This window comes from Ilumatobacter nonamiensis YM16-303 (assembly GCF_000350145.1).
Taxonomy (GTDB): domain Bacteria; phylum Actinomycetota; class Acidimicrobiia; order Acidimicrobiales; family Ilumatobacteraceae; genus Ilumatobacter_A; species Ilumatobacter_A nonamiensis.
The window spans coordinates 1-18746 of the sequence record NZ_BAOL01000048.1 but is presented as its reverse complement, the minus strand read 5'-3'; the positions used below and the strand labels follow the sequence as shown (position 1 = coordinate 18746).

Below are 18746 nucleotides of genomic sequence, written 5' to 3'. Positions count from 1 at the left end.
ACGCCATCATCGCCGGCCAGCAAGCCGAAATCGACCAGATGAAGGCGTTCACGGCGAGCTGAACAGCCGTCTACAGCTGCTCGTTGTGCCGCCTCGTCTCGCGACGCTCCGTACACGAAGGGGCGCAGAGAATCACTCGACGACCAGCGCGCTCGACCTGGCGGGCTTCGCCGACTCCGAGCTGGTGGCCACAGGCTTCACACTTTCCTCGAACCTGACGGCGCTTCGGCGCAACCGGGCCACCAGCCGGGTTCCTGGTCAGCGCCGGCTCTGCTCCCGCGACTGACCTGCGCTTCTCCGACGCTGGCAGTTGAGAGAGCGTCGCCGCCAGGGTGGATGCCGACACGACTTCCTCCGCCCGGTTCGACGCTGGCTCATCGGTCAGCGGACATGTTGCGACGTCGGTTGGCGGAGCAGGGTCACCGAACTCATCGAGTGGGACCAGATCGGCGAGTGCCTTCTCGGACCACCACCGGATTGCTTCGAGGTGGACAGGTGGCAGCGTCCCGTGAATGAGTACCGCGTCACCGGGAAACATCTGGCGGATGGCGCTCGTCGGGGCCAGTTCCTCGCGCTGACTCGACTCTGATACGCCTCGCCGGCCGGCTTGCCGTCCGAACATCGACGGGACATCGGCACTCCACCCTCGGCGAGCGACGTACTCATGACCGAGCAGGCCCGACAGGTATCTCGAGGTGGCAAGGTCATCGACCCCGGCAAAGAAGCACTTCGTGCGGTGACCGGAGAGAACGGCGTCGGCGAGGGACCCGTACCGGTGGTTGATCTGAGCGAGGTTCTGCCAGCACGTCACGAAGAACGCACCAAGCGCAGCGATGGTCGACACCTCGGTGGGCAGCCACCCGAGTTGCAACTGTGCCGCCTCGTCGATCACGATGAGCAGCGGCTTGTCGAGCTTGCGTCCGGCGATGTCCCATGCATGAATCGTGTCCTTCAGCTCCGCAAGCAACCCGCCCAGTACGGGTGAGAGTCGCTCGAATTCTGCCGACGGTGCGGCCAGATACAGCGTGTTTGCAGAGCAGTCGTCTGAACCCATCAACCAGTCGAGGTCCACGAAACGAGGGGTGTGGCTCCACTTCCCGCCGCCTGCGTAGACGTGATCGGGATGGTTCGACGCCGAGTGGGCAACGGCCGGTTCGAGCCACGGCTTCAGTGCGAGGACGGCCGTCGAATACACACTCGACCGGACCTTGTGATCTTCTTTCGCGATGCCGACGAAGGTGACCGATGCGTGCATCGCCAAGAGCTTCACCTCCAACGGTTGTCTCGTGTCGCAACCGCGCTTGAGCAGGTCATTGATGATCGGGTCGGTCGAAGTTGCCAGCGTCCGAACCCAGACGGCGAGTTGATCCATGCCGACTTCATGGAGCGGCTTGCCGTCCTCATCCCGAAGGAGTCGACCAAGGCCGGCGACACACATGAACGCGCCGAGCAGTGACTCGCCGTGCTCCGCCCAGTAGTCGGCGTTGGTCACGTTCCCTTTCGGGATCGCCTGGGCGAGAGCGCGTCCAGTTCGGAGAGCACCGGACGATGTCGTGGTCGCCTCGAGCGGCGACCATCGTGCGGTAGGAAGCCCCGTTGCGCCGCCGGGATCGAACACAGCGACATCACCCATCGCGGCCCGAGCCGCGACTGTCGTGTCATAGAGGTCACGCTTGACCGACACGGCAACGACAGGACCATCCCACGTGGCGATCGCCGAAGTCGCGAGAGCGGTCTTGCCTGAACCGGTCGGCCCGATGAGCGCGACCGAGCCCCGGTTTCCCTGGCGACGAGTGTGTCGACGGTGAAGCGGATCTCGCGTTCTGTCCTCCGTGGCAAGAAGGGGACCACGTCCCGCCATTCGACCGAGGAGCATTCGGCCCGTCGGCGGAATCAGGTGATCGACAACGAGCGGGCGGACATCTCTCGGACGAGCGACGTGCGCCTCTGTCGGCTGACCGAACCGGCGGCGCTCGGAGCCATCATCCAGCCGTCGCCAGGCCCACACGACGAGGGCAGTTGCGGCTCCACACGCGACGAACGACGTCCCCGTTCCCGCCCAATACACGCCCGTTCCTGGAAGTCCATCGGCGAGCGGTCCCCAAGCGTCGTTCGGTGAATCACCCGTCATCAGGCGCCACAACACCGTCAGCCAGTCCCCGAGGCCTCCCGAAACCGAGCCGCCACCATCGATGACGATGGCAAGCCGTGCTCCCAGGAAAGTCGCCAGCCCTGCAACCACCACCAAGCCTCCGACCGCGATGAGGCCCATTTCGACCCCGGTTCCCGGTGTTCTGACCTGACTGGCCACGCGCTCTTCTACCCGAACGCGATCGTCACGAGCGCGGCGGGCACGAGGAACGGCGCGAACGGAAGCGACCGCTTTCGGAGGATGAGCATGGTGACACTTGCTCCCACCGAAGCGACCAACACGGCTGCGAGTGCGGCAGCGATTGCGCCGACACCCCAACCGACCGTGCCCGCAGTCAGTGTCGCCAGTCGCACATCGCCGAACCCCATGGCCTCGGGCCGCCAGAGGTACACCAGACCGAACGCCACACCGATGACTCCCGCGGCGATCAAGCCAGCAACGAGCGGCGCAGCGTCATGATGCGAAGCGAAGTCGATCAGGGCGGCCGACATCAGACCTGCAGCCCCGATCCAGATCAGACGAGTGGGAATTCTCCGCTCGGATGCATCGATGGAGACGACGCCGACTCCAACGCCAACGGTCAGGGAGATTGCGGCCGCCTCGACGTGGTCGAGCGCGGCGAAGAGCGAGCCGAGAAGTCCGCCAGCCACGGTGGCGATGGTGTGGAATGTCGAGCGTCGCATCTCACTCAAGGTTGTGCGATCCGACGGGACTGAGATCGTCGATGGCGGCGAGTTGGGCGAGTCGAAGTTCGTCGATCGTCGGGCGGGCTGCATCGGCGGCGTGAGCCGGGTGGTCGTAGCCACCGATCACGACGAGCGCGTGCACGGTGCAGCGCTGGAGCCAGCCGTACCAACGGCTCGCCTGCGTGGCATCGCCGCTCTCCGGCCAGACGACCCCGAACTCGATGACATCCCCGATGGCGATCGTCGCCGGGAGCCACCATCCGCGATCAGTCCTGTCCCATTCGAGGACACCCCAACCGTCCGGCGCCATCCGGTCGGGCCAGACCGTGGCAACCCACGGCCACGGCATGCCGATCGGGAAGCGGACCGGTTGCGGATCGGGGGTCTCGATCAAGCAGCCGCCGGCGTGTCGGAACACCCATTCGGTGGCGGTCATTGCACACCGACTTCCGCTGCCTCGGTGGCTGGCTCGTCGTGGTCGCGAGGTCGGTCGAGAAAGGTGACCTGGCGCGCCTTCGCGTACCAGGCGTCGACCTTCTCGCCCGACCGATTGACGTACTGACGATTGGCGAGTGCTCCGCTGACGGCGACGCGCCGACCCTCGTGGAGGTGTTGCGCACAGGTGCCCGCGAGGTGGCCCCAGGTCTCGACGGTGATCCAGACGCGTGGTCGACCGTCGACAGCAAGCCGGAACTCGCAGACCACACCTTTCGTGGTGTCGCGTCGGACCGGGTCGTTGCCCAGCCGCCCGGTGAGTGTGAGAACGTTCATTTCTCCTCCCGCAGTGTTCTTGGCGAGTGAGGAGGCGTCTCGTGGTGAAACCTCGAACCGGTGATGTTGATCGTACTCCTGTGATGTCTCACGGTCACGTCCTTCCTTCAGCGTTCGGGCTGTAGTTCTTCGCTGCCGCGGCCGGCTGGGTCGAGCCCCTTGATCTGGTCGTGCAGTCGTTCCGACCAGTCGGGATCGGACCGCGACCATTCATTGAGGTCGAGGTCGTCGGGCGGGGTGACGACGGCGGGTTCGTGGCCCAGGCCGGTGAGCAACGGACCGAGGGTCTCGGCGACACGCCTTCCCGCCGGGTCTGGGTCCGTGACCAGCACGATTCCGTGGCCGGTGCCCATGCCGTCGAGATGGTTCGCGAGCCGAGCCGCCACAGCCTCGTCCGGAGCATGGGCACCGAGTAGCCCGACGGACTGGAAGCCGGCCTGCGCTGCCGTCAACGCATCGGGCATCCCTTCGCACAGCAGCAATGGTGCGTCACGTAGTTCGACGGTTGACACGGCGAAGCCGAGCCGCGGATTCGGTGCGAGACTGGCCGCTGGATTGTCATACTTGCGTCCCGCCGCGTCGGCGTCGAGGTAGCGGGACTGCACGTAGGCGAGGTTTCCGTTCGGATCGAAGATCGGGAAGGTCGCAGCAGTTCCGGCGCCGAACGGAAGGCCTCGTTGCCGACGCATCAGGCTCCTCCCCGGGTCGGCTCCGATCCTGTTGGCCGTGATTGTTTCGTCCGTCAGCCCCCGCCCCCGAAGCCACTCGCGGACCTGTCGACCGCCGCGGGTCGCAATCACTCGCCGACATGCGTCGACGTAGTTCGCCACAGCCGGGTCCATCACGATCGCGGGCGTGGCCTGCCTGGGAGTCCGCTTCTTTCGAACTGCAGGCAGCGGCGCATCCGGTGTCATCCCTGCCCGTCCGGCAAGCCAGTCGACTGCATCGGCGCGCTCTCGACCCATCACGGTCATCACCAGGTCGACGGCGTCGCCGCGATGGCCGCCTGACCAACAACGCCAGCGTTCGTGGCCTCGTCGGTCGCGGTACATCGTCACCGACGCTCGATGGTCGTCGTGGTCGGGAAGCGGGCAGTGCCATCGTCGACCGCTTCCAGTCCGATTCGTCGAGGTCGCCAACTCATCGAGCAACACGGACAGGTCGGTGCGGTCGAGCACATCGTCGATGCGCCACGTCCGGCGGCGGTCATACGTCGAACCGGCCATCGTCGGTTCCAGACATCCCTGCGTCGGTATCGAACAGGACCTTCTCGTTCTCGGTCAGCAGTGTTTGAACAACGGCCGAACGAGAGCCGATGTGCCAGATCGCCCGCCCGGGAACGAGCTGTCCCAGCCACGTTCGCTCCCGCTCGGTGAGATCGAACAGTTCGGCTGCGGCGGCGACCTGCTCCGGCGGCTGCCGAAGGAGAACCCGGGTCTGGATGTCGGAGAGCAGGCCCGCGGCGATCTTCGACGAAGCAGTCCCGTCATCGGTTTGCGCGGTGAAGTCCGACGGCCGATGCAGCACGAACACCGTTGCGATCCCGTAGAGCCGGCTGAGCTTGAGAGACGCCTGAAAATAGGCGGCACCGTGTTGGACCGCAGCCCACGCCTCCTCGATCACCTGGATCGAGCGTCGCTCCGGCCGGTCCCGGAGTGCGCCGCTCAGCCAATGTGTGGCTGCGGTGATCACCAGTGGGAGGGCTTCGTTGTTGTTGTACACCGCCGAAAGGTCGATGACGATCCCGGGCCCTTCGGCCCAGTCGATATCGACGGTGGTCGGTCCGTCGAACATTCCGCGCAGCGTTCGCGCACACAACTTGTCGAGCGCGAACGCAACCGGTGTCGTGGCGCGGGCCAGCTCGAGCGGCGAGTGTCGCGAGATTCTGACGAGGTCGTCGGGAGGGTCGCTGATCTCGTCGCGCAGGTCTCGGAGGGTGAAGGTCGCTCCCGATCGGCTGCGTCGTTCGATCGCCCAGCCGAGCACGGCATCCTCGATCGGCGTCAGGTCGCGTCCGAGCACGCCGACCACGAGCTGCGCTGCGAGACGCTGACGGGCGATGATCGAGTCGTCGGCATCTCCTCCACCGGAATCCATCGGGTTGATGCGGTCGGTGCCACCGGGCCGGGGTCGAACGATCGTGAGTCCAAGATCGGTCGCCACCGCTGTGTACTCCCCCTTCGGATCGATCACAGCGAGGTAGCGATCAGCGCCATAGACCGCTTTGAGACGACGGACCAATGCCTTCACGGTGGCGGACTTTCCGAAACCGACCGAACCCATCACGATCATGTTCGGATTGGTGAGAATCTGCAGGCGGTAGAACTCGAACGGATCGAAGTAGAAGCCGCTCATCCCGCCCGTCACGTTCGCTCCCATCAGAACGCCGCGCGATCCGAAACCGACATCGGAATGAAACGGGTACACCGATGCGAGATGGGCCATCGTCGTCCGCTGCCACTCGACCGGCATGCCGACCGGCCCGCCCCAGCCTCCTCGCTCGTGTCGCCCTTTGTCGCGCTCGACCCCGGTTGCCGACGGCTCCGATCGACGGATCGCCTCCAGCTCCGACGGCGTGGCCCGATGCACTCCCGCACGGTCAGGGACGCGATGCGAGCGTCGCTCGGTTGCGGTCGCAGTCATCGCCAACCACCCTTTCGAACGGATCGCCCGAGGGGCAGCGACGCGACCCAGCCGTCACCCTGACGACCGGCCAGCGGCCGAAGGTCGAGCAACGACTGGGCAGCCGCTTGCTCGACCCGGGCGGCTGCATCTTCGAGAGCTTCAAGGTCGCGCGCAGAAACGGTGACGAGGCCGACGTGACGGAACAGCGGATGGCCCTCGGCGAGTTCTCGTTCACGGGTCTCGACATCGTCGTGACGCCGTCGTTCACGCGCCGTGAGTCGAAAGCCGTGGCGCTCCTTCTGCATTTGGTCTGCCTCGAGCGAGGTCATCTGGCGGTTTGCATCCTGCGCCGCTTGGCCAAGTGGAACCGGTTCGAGCACCACCGTGACCGTCTTCGTCGTGTCGTCCAACGTGAGCAGCGGGCCCATCCAATCGGCCCCGACCGGCAGCATCGGCCACGTCGCGATCCGATACGACCGGTGAGCACACCCATCCACGCGAATGTCGAACCAGTCGGACGACACCGCCATTGGACCCCACTCCACACCAGCCATCCCGGCCGCCGTCGCGAGCGACTGCCGATCGACCGGGACCCGCTCGTCGCGGAGCGGATCGCACCGCCGCCGAAGCGACGATGACAGATCAGAGCACGACAGCGGCGCACCGGCGACGAACCCCGCCGATTCGAGGCGGAGACAGAACTGCTTCGTTTCGTCCACGAGGGCATCGATCGCTGTCCGTCGATGATCAGCTCCCCGCCGTTTCCGCACTCGACGGAGTTCGACCGTCAGCGTCAAGAGCACCTCGTGCTCGATGGAGAACGGTGCCTGTTCGAGGAGGAGCTGCTCGTAGTCGTCCGATGCAGCTCCATGCGACGACGTGGACGACACCGACGCGAGGAACCGACGATGGTCCGCAACCCCGGCCGGGTGGGCCCAGTCCTGCCACGTCATCCGTGCGATTGGACTGTGGGCCCGCGCGAGCGGAGCAAGCGCAGACCCCCACGATGCGACGTATCCGTCCTGCTCGGCCGGCGATGCGACGGGAAAGCCGGCACCCTCGACCCGGAGCACCATCGAGACGGTTCCGGCACGCTGGTCGAGCACGACGGCCGCGAATCTGTCCCCCGGGGCCCAGGCGATCGATTCTTCGAGCAGTTCGAGTCCCAGCATCGGCTTGGGCAGTTCCCCAGGAACCGGTGCCTCGCCAGCGGACAAGAGCGATCGGCGAGTCCACGTGTCCCGGCCGCGAAGTCGATCCGAGAGCAGTGTCGCTCCCGGAATTGCCACTTCGTGGAGTGGTGCTCGCTTCCATCGACCGAACGATGCAATCGCGCCGAGCACCGGCCCGATCATTCCGATGACGACCAACCCGACCATGAAGCCGAGGGTGAGCCACACCACGCCGAGCACCAGTGGCGCCGCCTGTCGCATCGACATTCCGAGCAGCACGCCGGCGCCCGTACCGTCGCCGAAGTGGTAGCGCCGCGAAGGTTCGGGGTCGCGACTCACGACCGCTCCTTCGTGCGCGGTGTCGCGGCAGGTGCGGACGACTGGGTAGCCGGAGACTGATCCTCAGGTGCCGCCTTTGGTGGTGACGGTGGAATCGGCGGGCGATTCGATCTTGAGGTCGCTGCTCCCCCGGTTGCGCTGCTCGCACCGGCAGTTCGGTGTGCACTCCCTCCTGAGACCGACGTCGAACCTGCTGAGGTCGATGCGACTGCCTTCTGCATCTGCGGGACCGCCTTCGTCGCCGCAGACGCGGCCTTGGACGCACCGAGCGACTTGACCATCAGAACCGCACTGGCACCTGCCATGGCCGATCGACCCCATCCGCCGACGATGCCCGATGACACGCCCGCCGATTCGACACTCGGGAGCAGTTTGAAGATCACCCACGGGGACAGGCCGGCAATCGCAAAGCACGCAAAGCCGGTCAAGAGTGTGCCGAGTGCCGCGGCACCGTCGACTCCCACACCGTCAACGCCAGGGGAACCATTGTTCGCCACGAGCTTGGCGCCGACGACCAGCGTGAGGGCGATCGCCGGCTTGGCCAACACGAGCGCAACCGTGAGGTGAACGAGGCGTCGACTCGACCCCCGCATGATCGGGGACACCGAGGATGCCCACACGATCGGAGCGAAGCCCGCGACCAGATACAGCAATGCCGAACGCATGAACAGCACCACGGCGGTGACCATCATTCCGACCATGCCGAAGAGCAGGGCGAGCGGTCCGAGAAAGCTGACGGCAAGTCCGCCGGCCACGCTCTGCGTCTCCACAATCGAGTCGAGCATCGACATCACATCGCCCTGACCGGCGTTCCAGATCGTCTCGGTGATCGCGTCGGCTCCCCGGATCGCTACATCCATGACCACGACCGTGAGCGCCGTCGCAACGATCGCCTTCGGTCCCTCCTTGATGGCGTCGAGGATCAACTCGGGTCGTCCGGCGAGTCCAGCCTGAATGGCCGAGGCGAGCATCAGCGCCACGATGATCGACAGTGAGATGGCCGCAAGCGGGCCGACCAACCCGCCTGCAAACCACTCGTCGGTCAGACGCGGCGTCGCCCCGTCGTCCAGCACGTTCCACACCCACTCCATGAGGAGCAGCAGCCCCGAAGCAAACCAGTTGTAGATGCCCTGGATGACCTTGTCCCATCCCCATCCGACGACACCGCTCGACGCGCTACCGAACAGCTTGATCACGTCGAGAATCGGGAACATCACTCGCCCGCCTTCTCGACCTGGGGCCAATCGGCGACCACACGCACATCGTCGACGCCTGACAGGTCGGCTTCGGGAGCCAGTGCGGGCGTTGGGCCGAGCGACGATGTCCACGCAGCGACCAGCCACCGACCGTCGACGAGTTCCAGGTCGAGGCTGACTGTGCGCCAGACCTGGCGCGCCGGACCGGCGCCGTCCGCTGCCACGACGAGCACCGACCAGACGTCGACCGACGCAGCGGTCCGACTCTCCTTCAAGACGATGGCAGTGACCGGTTGCTCGACGAGCGAGACATCGGTCGGCAACACGTCACGCTCACCCAACTGAAGGAGCAGGTTCGTCACCTGCTGCGACGTCTTGTCCGCGAGATCGGATCCGAAATCGTCTGTCGCGAACGTCTCAATCAGCTCGCGACGCGAGATGAACCCCGCTCGAAACACATCGTCCGTCATCGACACAGCGGCGATCGCAGCGCTTCGAGAATCGGTCGGAGGACCCTGCCCAGAATCCCACACCACTGGGTCACTCCGACCAGGCTTGGGTGGTGTCGAGTCGTCAGCATCCACTACTCGATCGTTCGCGTTCCCGTCTCCCCTGTCGAACCAGGTGAGACCGAGCCCGAGCACCCCGGGGACGATCAGGCAAGCCGCGACGGCAGTCGAACGGCGCATCGGTCATCCGCCCGTTGCTTGGTAGAGCGTGGTGGTGATCGTCCATGCGAGCCCGGCCACGATCGAGGCGCCCATGCCGCCCATCAACCACTTACGGCCCGCCGACGATGCCGAATAGTTCGAACCGAAGTGTCCGACGGCCATCGAAATCGCTCCGATCAGAAGGCCGGCCAACCCCGCCGACAGGGCACCCCACTTCAGCCATCCCAATAGCTGGGTGAACAGTTCGCCGCCTGGTACCGATGAATCAGGCGCCGGATTCGGTACCTGGGCTGCCGCGACGCCGGACGACACCGACAACATGGCGGCGACCATGAAGCCGGCCACCAACCACCGATTGCGAGATCGAGTCACTTCCGAAAGGCGCATCAGGCTCTCCTGTCCGTGCCGCTCGACCGTCGAGCGCAGCACTCCCCAACGGAGACCGACCCCGGAAAGTGGTGAAAGAAATCGGGAGAAGATTCGCCACAAACGTCGGTGGCACTCCGTTGGGGCCAATGAAGCTCGTGCTCGCTCTTCCGTTCCCCCTCCTCATCTCCGTGGCGATGATCCCCGTGGTGCTTGGCGGAGGTGACTCCGCGCCGTTCACCGGATGCGGGCTCTACGGCGGAGAGATCGACACCATCCTGCGGACGATTCGAACCCTGGAGTCAGGTGACGACTACCGAGCCGAAGCTGCGGGATCGACAGCGTCGGGTGCGTATCAGTTCATCGACAGCACGTGGGACGGGTATGGCGGCTACCAACGGGCGTCGAGCGCCCCGCCGGAGGTGCAGGATGCGAAGGCAGCGGAGATGGTTCGGGGAACACTCGGAGAACACGAAGGCAACGTCTCTGCCGTGCCCGTCGTCTGGTACGTCGGCGGTGTTCCGGCAGCGGGTTCGAGTCGATGGGACGAGGTCCCCGTTCCAGACGCCGGCAACGTGCTGACGCCTCGCCAGTACCAGGCGCGTTGGATCGACAAATACCAAGACCTCCTCGGCGACGATGACGGCGGCATCGACTCCCACGAGGCTGACCCGCTCGAGGCAGGAGGGTGCATCGGCGGCTCGATCGAAGCGCTTGCCGGTGGTTGGTCCCTCCCGGGACCACGGTCGGTGATCGATGCGAACCCTTCAGCACTCGACGACCCACACCACGATTATCCGGCGTGGGACTGGATCCTCCCCGAGAACACACCCGTCTACGCGGTGCGAGGGGGCACAGTCGTGTCGACCCAGTACTGGCCGTTCAACTGGTGGGACGAAGGATGCGGGCTGAACGGTCGCAGCGACTGCCGGACGTGCGGAATCGGGGTGACGATCGCCAGTGAGGACGGAACCCGTTGGACCTACTGTCACGGCACCAACCTCACGATCGCCGACAACGCTGTCGTCGAGGCCGGCCAGCAGATCATGTGGTCCGGCAACACGGGCCGGTCAGGAACGGCCCACCTCCACCTGGAGATCCGCACGTCGGGTGTCCGCCGATGCCCGCAGCCGCTGCTCGTCTCGATGTACCGCGACGAGACCGGGGCGATACCGGCCAGCCTCCCATTGGCGGGATGCAGCTTCGAGACCTGACTCTGTCAGCGCAGAACGGTAGACGGACTGCAACACAGCGCGGCCGAGATCTCGTGCCAACGAAGGCGGCGCCGCCAGATCTTCGCCGACCATTCGATCGGGCTGCGATACGGAAGATGTGCTGTTTTCGCGCACGTCTGGCGCGGGCTTCACTCGCGCATCTCTGGGCGCTTTCCGGGCTTCGTGTTTGCCTCGATCGTCCGTTCAGATTCTGAGGGAGTGTTGCCGGATCGCGTACGAGTCGCGGCCTGGATATCGATCGACGGCGGACGTTGGCGTCAGCGTCCGATGATGGTCAATGGGGTCGGTGCATGGTCGTCATGACCGGGCGGCGTGTTGAAGTTTCCCTTTCCGCGCTCACCGTTGACCGCCTGGGTGCTCTGGGCCAGGGAGATCACGGCGTGAGCGGCCGCGTCACCCATCTGATCCAGAGCCAACGCACTCGGGTTGTCGAGGTCGTCACAGCCGAGGTGGTAACACGGGTCGTACTGCTCGCCTACGGTGCCGCCGTAGATCGCTGCCTGCTCGGTCGTCTTGATGCCCTCGGCACCGGTGAACAAGCCGCCGGCCGGGATACCGACCTCGATGAAGGGTCCGTAGTCGGAGCGCCCGGAGAACTCGGTCGGCTCCGACGCCAGGCCCTGGCTGTCGAAGTAGTCGACGAACAGCGTCTCGATCGCTGCCGAGCCGTCCGGAGCGCCGCTCGGCGGTGGCGGTGAGTCGGACAGGTCGCCGTCATACACGAATCGGACGAAGTTGGGAGACGCGATCATGTCGAAGTTGAGCATGGCGCCGATGTCGTCGATCTCGTCCTCGGTGAGGCTGTCGACGTAGAACTCCGATCCGAGCAGGCCGGACTCCTCGGCACCGAACCAGATGAACCGCACCTGGTTACGTGGCTTGACCTTCTTCATCTGTTCGGCGATCTCGAGGATCGCCGCCGATCCCGTTCCGTTGTCCTGGATGCCCGGTCCGACTCCCACGCTGTCCAGGTGCGCACCGACCACCACGACGTTGTCGTCCCGACCGCTAGTCTCGGCGATCACGTTTTGTGTGGTGTACGTGCCGGGTTGCCAGTCGATGCGGAACCGTGCCGTCTGCCCGGTGTCTCCGTCAGCGACGCCGTCGACCAGCGTCACCGCGGCATCGAAGGTGGCCCCCAACGTCGGGATGTCGATCCCGTCGAAGTTGAAGAAGACGGCACCTTCTTGGCCCGGAGGTGCGCTGATGAACACGAGCGCAGCGGCTCCGGAATCTTGTGCGTTGAAGAGCTTCGTGGCGATCCCGCAGTTCCCCCGTTGCACGACGACGATCGCTCCTGCCGGGACGCCGTCGAAGTCGGAGACCTCGCAGCCCGACGTGGTCGTCGTGGGGTCGTCGAGGGCGAGATCGATTGCCCACACGGGTGCCGTCGTGTCGATCCCGTAGGCCGTGCTCTTGAACATCGAACCGAAGTCGCCCCCGAGCTGGGCGGCGGCGATTCCCGGCACCAGCGCCGGCCCGCCGACCACCTCGAGGATCGGTGCCTGCCAGTCGGCAAGGAAACCGAGGTCGTACTCGAACTCCTGGACGGTGACGTCGAGTCCTGCCGCGGCGGCACGATCCGCGACGTAGTGGGCGGAGTCCTCGTAGCCGGTGTTGCCCGAGAGTCGATTCCCCGGCCCCGCGTCGGCGAAGGACTGGAACGCCGCGAGATGCTCCTGGATGCCGTCGACCGTGACCGCGGCCCGCAGCTTCTGGCTGTTGTTGTTGTTCGAACTCTGATGGTCCGGGGCGGACATCGCCGGCGTTGCGCCAACGAGCACGGCCACAGCAGCAACGAGTGCTCCCCCGACGAAAATCGGTCGCTTCATCGTTCATCCCTCCCCAGTGGCCGGGTGGCCGACACACAGATGACTATAGACCACCGTCTCGACCCTCGAGCCCGGCCCATCGGGCACGTCGAGATCGTGGGCATACCGAACGATCCTCGCGCACGGTCACCGATCGAAAGGTGCCGCGACGAGCGGGGTCCGGCGAAAGGATCGGTGTTGTTCCGGGGTCAAACAATGCAGAAGGACTCCGGTCCTCTCTGGAGACTGACCCTGAGTTGGTCGACTCTGCGTGGAACGGCAACACGCTGCTCGAATGGGCAACCCAACCCCCACACGGAGTCAACCGAGACTGCATTGCGGTCTTGATTGGATCGGGAGCGTCACTCGACCGGGCGCTCTGGTGCCGATCTCTGCGGCTCGCAAGGTCAGCGACCAAACTGGGGGCATGAGCCGGATCGGTGTCGTTCGATGTCTTCTTGCCGCCGTGCTATTCGGTGCGTCCGCACCCCTGGCGTCGGAATTGGCCGGATCACTGCCGACGTTCACCCTTGCAGGCCTGCTGTACGTCGGCGCGGCGTTCGCGGCCGCGCCTGTAACAATCCGTCGCCCGCCGAGCACTCGGGCGCTACGCGCCGAGTGGCGTCCGGCAGCGGCGGCAGTGGTCATAGGTGGGGCGGTCGGTCCGGTTCTCCTCGTCGCTGGACTGGCACGAACCGATCCAGCGACGTCGTCGATCCTGCTGAACGCCGAACTCGCCGCGACTGTCGTCCTCGCCGCCGTTGTGTTCCGTGAGCATCTCGGCTCCCGTATGTGGGTGGCGGCTGGACTCATCACCGTCGCGGGCGGAATGTTGACGTGGCAGCCCGGAGCAAGTCTCGACGTCGGCGCGTTGTTGGTGATCGCGGCGTGTGCGGCGTGGGGGTTCGACAACGGCTTGACCGCCAGCATCGGGCAACTCGCACCCGAGCACGTCGTGATGCTCAAAGGTGTGATCGCCGGTGGCGCGAACCTGGCGATCGGGCTGCTCCTGAGTGGTTGGGGTTCAGCCACGACGCTGCTCGACGTCCTGGCGGCGCTCGCGATCGGGGCAGCAGGCTACGGGCTGTCGATCACACTGTGGGTGAAGGGTGCTCGCGATCTCGGCGCAGCGCGAGGCCAGGTCATCTTCGCGACGGCTCCGTTCATCGGTGCCGTCATCGCGTGGACCCTGCTCGGCGACGACGCCACCGGCGTTCAGATCGTCGCTGCGTTGATCGCAGGTGTCGGAGTTGCGATTTCGTTGCGGTCGGCTCATGAACACTCGCACCGTCACGCCGAGATCGTTCACGAGCACGAACACATCCACGCCGATGAGCACCACGACCACAACCACGGGGACGGAGTCGCTGGTCGACACTCCCACGTCCACGAGCACCGGCCGCTGGTGCACGCTCACCCACACGTACCCGACCTCCACCACCGACACGATCACTGATCCGCTCGTAACCGGATCGCCTCCACGCTCGCGATTGCGTAGTGCACAATCTCGCGCACTGAAACGCTCGCGGTCGTGCCGAACTGCTCGGCTTGGACGTGGTTCGGGGTTCCGCTCCTGCGGGCGGTCTCACCTGGTGGGCCTGTCTCGGCCGCGGGAGGTGCCGAACCCTTCGCTGGTGATCCGGTCGGCTTCGGCTTCCAGTTCCGCGAACAGCGTGAGCTGCAAACCTCCCGCAGCCTCGAGTCGGCTGTTCGACGACTTCCATGGCGTCTGCACCGGCCCGGCAATGAGGGACGCACCGTTCGCGACGAGGCGGTCGGTGACGGCTGCGGTGTCGTCGACCTCGAACGCAATCCGGATGTGCGGAGACACCCGATGGCCGACTTCGACCCGGTCGATCATGTCGACCTGCGCCGGGTTGGCCAATTCGAGGGTCGCTCGTCCGGCATCCAAAATGATCACCCGGGCATCGCCTTCGCCCTCGAACGCTGCAAGTTCGTCGAGCCCCAGCACGTCGCGATAGAGCGCAACGGCTTCATCGAAGTCTTCGGCCTCGACCACGACTCGGAGTTGTCGGACACTGCTGTGAGTTGATGCCATGCCGGTACGGTAAACCCTCACATTGATGTGAGGGTCAAGCAGAAAGACAGGATCCGTGCGAATTGGAGAGTTGTCTCGCGCCACCGGGGTCAGCGCCAGGTTGTTGCGTTACTACGAGGAACGCGGGCTGCTTCAGCCGACTCGAAGCCCATCAGGACAACGCCTCTACGAACCCGACACGATCACACGCGTCGAACAGATCCGCGCCCTCCTCGCCGCAGGACTGAGCACCGAACGAATCTTCGATCTGCTCCCCTGCTTCAATTCCGAACCCGAAGAACGCACCAGCTACCTGCTCGACAGCCTCCGCGACGAACGCCGACGCCTCGAGGTCACGATCGCATCGCTCCAGACGGTCGCTCACTCCCTGGACGCCGTCATCATCGACGTCGCCGAGCGAAATGCCAGCTTGTCGTCGCACGCCGAATCGCTGATTCGACAGACTTGACGAAGAATTCTCGAACTTTCGCGATGTTCGCTCTGCGGTCCGACATGTGATGGATGTGCATGCGTACGCTCGCGGTGTCTCGCCGTTCGGAGCGGCAACTGCGTTGGTTCGTTCAGTGCATGACGTCGTACACGAGTTTGGTGACTCCGTTGGCATAACTGTCGGACTCTCGGAGTTGCAGTTGCTGTTTGTCGCGGTCGCCGCGGCTGAACAGGCTCTTGCCCGCTCCCAGCAGCACCGGGAACACCAGCAGGTTGTACCGGTCGATGAGGTCGGCGTCGGAGAGGCGGCGGGCGAGTTCTGCGCTGCCGTGGATGAAGATCGCCCCACCGTCGCTCTGCTTCACGTTCTCGACGTCTTCGTCCGATCGCAGGATCGTGGTCGGACCCCAGCCGTCAACGAGATCGGCGTCGCGGAGCGTTGACGACACCACGTATTTCGGGATGTCTTTGTACGCCGCGTGATCCTGCGAGTCGCGCCAGAACGGTGCGAAGACCTCGTAGCTGCGTCGCCCGAACATCAACGCTGTCGTCTCGGCCAGTTCCTCGCCCTTCAGCGCGAATGCGTCGGGGACGAACTCGGTTTCCGCGACCCAACCTCCGCTGCGATGGCCTTCGGCGGTGCCACCCGGCGAGTCCACGACCCCGTCGAGGGTCATGAAGCCGGTGTAAACGAGTTCACGAGCCATGGTGCCGGTCCGACTGGATGCTCGATGTCCCCGATGCAACGAGCGACACGCTCGAAGGTATGGACGAAGCCGGTCCACGGACAGGACGGACGTACTCGGTGTTCATGGGGATGCCTCCTGGGCGGTGAGTGGGTGGTTGGTGAGAAGTGCGGCGAGCGCAGTCTGGAAGAGCTCGGCTCGGTCGATGCCCAGGTGCTCGGTGTGCGTCGTTCGGAGGTATTCGTAGCGGACAGGGATTCGGCCCTTGGTCGGGCTTTCGGGTGCGGCGCTGAGGACGAGGTGTCCGATGAGGAGGCGGAGTGTGGCCCCTTTGACGTAGATCGCCTCCGCGTTCGTGTGGCCGGAGTCGACCAGGATCTGCAAGATGCGTTCGTGGAGATCCATCACGGGCGGCTGTCGTGATTGGGTGGTGATGATCCAGATCCCGAGGTCGGGGTAGGTGCCGAGTTCGACCACGACCGATGTCAACAGCGCCACGATCTGGGCACGCCAGTCGCCGTCGGTCGGGGCTCGCGCAACAAGCGACTCGGTGGTCCGCTGCACGACGGCGGCGAGGAGCTCGTCTCGTCCCTCGTAGTGGTAGTAGAGAGCGGTCGCGGTGACGTCGAGCCGGTCCGCGAGCGCCCTCATCGTGAGTGCGTCGAGTCCTTCGCGTTCGATGAGTTCGAGGGATGCGTCGAGGATGCCACTGGCGGTCAGGCGAGCCATCGAGTGTCAGCCTTTCATGTTCCATCTCGTTCTACGACATCGCCGCTGCGGCGATCCGCCGCCCTCGGACATCGCCGCTGTCCTCCGATTCTAACATCTGTTTCTAACATCTGTTAGAATCCTACTCATGGAAAGTCTTCGGTTCTCAGGAAAGTCGGTGGTCGTGACCGGTGCGGGGTCCGGGATCGGACGCGCTGCGGCTGTTGGTTTCGCGGCCGAGGGCGCATCCGTTGCTTGCCTCGACCGCGACGCCGACAACGCCGAGTCGACGACCTCGATGATCCGCGACACCGGCGGTCGTTCGTTCGCGGTCGAGGTCGACGTGCGTGACGAGGAGTCGGTGCGTGCAGCGACTGCTGTGGTGGTCGACGTCCACGGCGGGATCGACGTGCTCGCGGCGAATGCGGGCGTGAACGGATTTCAGACGTTGCACGAGGTCACGGTGGAGGACTGGGATGACATGTTCGCAGTGAACGTGCGCGGCGTGTTCCTGTCGATCAAGCACATGGTGCCGTACCTCATCGAACGTGCCGGTTCGGTCGTGATCACCGGCTCCGCCATCCAGTCCGGATCGCGTCCGGGGTCGGCCGCGTACGCGTCGAGCAAGTCGGCTCTGGCGGGGCTCGCACGGGCGGCAGCGCTCGACTACGCGGCCCACGGTGTCAGGGTGAACATCGTGGCGCCGGGCACCACCGACACGTCGATGGTGCGGGGCATGTCCGGTGTCGGCGAGGACGACGACCGTTGGCCGGCGATGCGCGAGGCGTGGGGTCGCGATCGGATGCCCGGGCTGCAACGGATGGGAACCGCCGCGGAGGTCGCAGCGGCGGTGCTGATGCTTGCCAGCAGCGACGCCGCGTTCATCACCGGCACGACGCTCTTCGTCGACGGCGGAATGACCGCAGCGCTGTGAGCCGCCCGATGCGTCGTGCGTGTTGCGGAGCGTTCGAGATCGCATACCACGTCATCGGTGACGGCGATCCGGTGCTGATGATCCCTGGTCTCGGCGCCACGGCGGCGTCCTACCACCCGGTGGTCCCGCACCTCGCCCGCTCACGTCGGTTGGTGGTGTTCGACCAGCGCGGCACCGGTGGGTCGTCGCCCGCGCCGAGCGACGCATCGATCGAACAGATGGCGGCCGATGCCCTTGCTCTGCTCGACCACCTCGAGGTCGGGTCTGTGCACGTCGTCGGGTCGTCGCTCGGAGGTTGCGTCGCTCAGGTCCTCGCCTCGACCGAGCCGGCCCGTGTGCGGTCACTCGTACTCGCAGCGACCTTTTCCGAGATCGATCGTACGCTCGAACTGTCGTACCGATTCCGGCGAAGTCTCGTCGAACGGGTCGGGCTCGACGAGCCCTGGGTCGGCGACTTCATGCGCGCGACACTGTTCGGGCGAACCTTCCTCGACACCGACGACGGTGAGGCACTCTCACGTCTCGCTGTCTCGATACTCGCTTCGGCTGACCCGACGACGTACGTCCGGCACCTCGACGCGCTGTTGACGTTCGGGAAGTGCGACCTGCCTCGTTCGACTCGAGCAGGATTCACGGCACAGCTCCGCACCCTCGACGTCCCCGCGCTGGTGCTGTGCGGCGAAGAGGACTCACTGATCCCGCCCAGCGTCTCGCAGTCAATGGCCGATGCGATCGACGGCTCGATCACTGTCGTGCTCGCCAGCACCGGGCACGCCCTGCTCGCCGAACAACCCAAGGTTGCCGCCGACCACATCACCGCGTTCTGGTCGCAGTGTGACGGATCGGCCGACCACCTCACCCGACCACCTCGCTCTACACGAACGGACACGCGATGACCTCTACCGC

General features: G+C 65.4%; 19 protein-coding genes. 5 read left to right on the top strand and 14 right to left on the bottom strand.

The features are described 5' to 3' along the window. Positions 1 to 70 precede the first annotated feature (70 nt). The 10 genes from ON45_RS06050 to ON45_RS06000 form a co-directional block, all read right to left on the bottom strand. Positions 71 to 1861 (bottom strand): type IV secretory system conjugative DNA transfer family protein, encoded by a 1791-nt coding sequence (locus ON45_RS06050; RefSeq protein ID WP_158412234.1) that lies wholly within the window; start codon positions 1859 to 1861, stop codon positions 71 to 73. Between the two features lie 458 nt (positions 1862 to 2319). Beyond that, the gene (locus ON45_RS06045) at positions 2320 to 2802 is read right to left on the bottom strand and encodes a prepilin peptidase (protein WP_158412232.1); all 483 of its coding nucleotides are present in this window, start codon (positions 2800 to 2802) and stop codon (positions 2320 to 2322) included. A 34-nt stretch (positions 2803 to 2836) separates the two neighbouring features. Further along, positions 2837 to 3274 (bottom strand): hypothetical protein, encoded by a 438-nt coding sequence (locus tag ON45_RS22555; protein ID WP_040492726.1) that lies wholly within the window; start codon positions 3272 to 3274, stop codon positions 2837 to 2839. Further along, positions 3271 to 3609: a single-stranded DNA-binding protein gene (locus ON45_RS22990; protein ID WP_051062584.1), complete on the bottom strand. Its 339-nt coding sequence runs from the start codon at positions 3607 to 3609 to the stop codon at positions 3271 to 3273. Before ON45_RS22990 ends, ON45_RS22555 begins: the two co-directional genes overlap by 4 nt. A gap of 107 nt (positions 3610 to 3716) precedes the next feature. Continuing rightward, complete coding sequence (locus tag ON45_RS21155) at positions 3717 to 4835, bottom strand: toprim domain-containing protein (protein ID WP_051062583.1); 1119 nt, start codon at positions 4833 to 4835, stop codon at positions 3717 to 3719. Beyond that, the gene (locus ON45_RS06025; RefSeq protein WP_040492725.1) at positions 4816 to 6252 is read right to left on the bottom strand and encodes a putative type IV secretion/conjugal transfer ATPase; all 1437 of its coding nucleotides are present in this window, start codon (positions 6250 to 6252) and stop codon (positions 4816 to 4818) included. The genes ON45_RS21155 and ON45_RS06025 overlap by 20 nt, the downstream gene beginning before the upstream one ends. Further along, positions 6249 to 7745 carry an SCO6880 family protein gene (locus ON45_RS06020; protein WP_040492724.1) on the bottom strand — a complete coding sequence of 499 codons (1497 nt, stop codon included), beginning with the start codon at positions 7743 to 7745 and terminating at the stop codon, positions 6249 to 6251. The genes ON45_RS06025 and ON45_RS06020 overlap by 4 nt, the downstream gene beginning before the upstream one ends. Next, complete coding sequence (locus ON45_RS21150) at positions 7742 to 8959, bottom strand: TrbL/VirB6 family protein (RefSeq protein WP_051062582.1); 1218 nt, start codon at positions 8957 to 8959, stop codon at positions 7742 to 7744. The genes ON45_RS06020 and ON45_RS21150 overlap by 4 nt, the downstream gene beginning before the upstream one ends. After that, a complete protein-coding gene (locus ON45_RS06005) occupies positions 8959 to 9411 on the bottom strand; it encodes a hypothetical protein (RefSeq protein ID WP_148288548.1) in 453 nt (150 codons plus the stop codon). Before ON45_RS06005 ends, ON45_RS21150 begins: the two co-directional genes overlap by 1 nt. 222 nt (positions 9412 to 9633) lie before the next feature. Further along, positions 9634 to 9933, bottom strand: coding sequence for a hypothetical protein (locus tag ON45_RS06000; protein WP_148288547.1), 300 nt, complete (start codon positions 9931 to 9933; stop codon positions 9634 to 9636). A 194-nt stretch (positions 9934 to 10127) separates the two neighbouring features. Here ON45_RS06000 and ON45_RS05995 point away from each other — a divergent pair, with 194 nt between their 5' ends. After that, entirely contained in the window at positions 10128 to 11192 is a 1065-nt protein-coding gene (locus ON45_RS05995) for a M23 family metallopeptidase (protein WP_040492719.1), read from the top strand. Positions 11193 to 11470: 278 nt separating this feature from the next. Here ON45_RS05995 and ON45_RS05990 read toward each other — a convergent pair whose 3' ends face one another. After that, positions 11471 to 13045 (bottom strand): M20/M25/M40 family metallo-hydrolase, encoded by a 1575-nt coding sequence (locus ON45_RS05990; protein ID WP_040492718.1) that lies wholly within the window; start codon positions 13043 to 13045, stop codon positions 11471 to 11473. 406 nt (positions 13046 to 13451) lie between these two features. Here ON45_RS05990 and ON45_RS05985 point away from each other — a divergent pair, with 406 nt between their 5' ends. Beyond that, positions 13452 to 14480, top strand: a complete 1029-nt coding sequence (locus ON45_RS05985; RefSeq protein ID WP_040492717.1) for a DMT family transporter — start codon at positions 13452 to 13454, stop codon at positions 14478 to 14480. A 129-nt stretch (positions 14481 to 14609) separates the two neighbouring features. On the opposite strand, the gene ON45_RS05980 is transcribed toward ON45_RS05985, so the two are convergent. Beyond that, on the bottom strand, positions 14610 to 15167 hold the full coding sequence (locus tag ON45_RS05980) for a VOC family protein (protein ID WP_206537654.1): 558 nt from the start codon (positions 15165 to 15167) through the stop codon (positions 14610 to 14612). On the opposite strand from ON45_RS05980, the gene ON45_RS05975 reads away from it, so the two are divergent. Continuing rightward, entirely contained in the window at positions 15154 to 15531 is a 378-nt protein-coding gene (locus ON45_RS05975) for a MerR family transcriptional regulator (protein ID WP_206537653.1), read from the top strand. The genes ON45_RS05980 and ON45_RS05975 overlap by 14 nt on opposite strands. A gap of 112 nt (positions 15532 to 15643) precedes the next feature. Here ON45_RS05975 and ON45_RS05970 read toward each other — a convergent pair whose 3' ends face one another. Beyond that, complete coding sequence (locus ON45_RS05970) at positions 15644 to 16219, bottom strand: dihydrofolate reductase family protein (protein ID WP_040492712.1); 576 nt, start codon at positions 16217 to 16219, stop codon at positions 15644 to 15646. A 102-nt stretch (positions 16220 to 16321) separates the two neighbouring features. Further along, positions 16322 to 16927: a TetR/AcrR family transcriptional regulator gene (locus tag ON45_RS05965; RefSeq protein ID WP_040492711.1), complete on the bottom strand. Its 606-nt coding sequence runs from the start codon at positions 16925 to 16927 to the stop codon at positions 16322 to 16324. A gap of 127 nt (positions 16928 to 17054) precedes the next feature. Here ON45_RS05965 and ON45_RS05960 point away from each other — a divergent pair, with 127 nt between their 5' ends. Continuing rightward, a complete protein-coding gene (locus tag ON45_RS05960) occupies positions 17055 to 17840 on the top strand; it encodes an SDR family NAD(P)-dependent oxidoreductase (protein WP_083914472.1) in 786 nt (261 codons plus the stop codon). Between the two features lie 8 nt (positions 17841 to 17848). Beyond that, complete coding sequence (locus tag ON45_RS05955; RefSeq protein WP_040492709.1) at positions 17849 to 18736, top strand: alpha/beta fold hydrolase; 888 nt, start codon at positions 17849 to 17851, stop codon at positions 18734 to 18736. Positions 18737 to 18746: the final 10 nt, after the last annotated feature.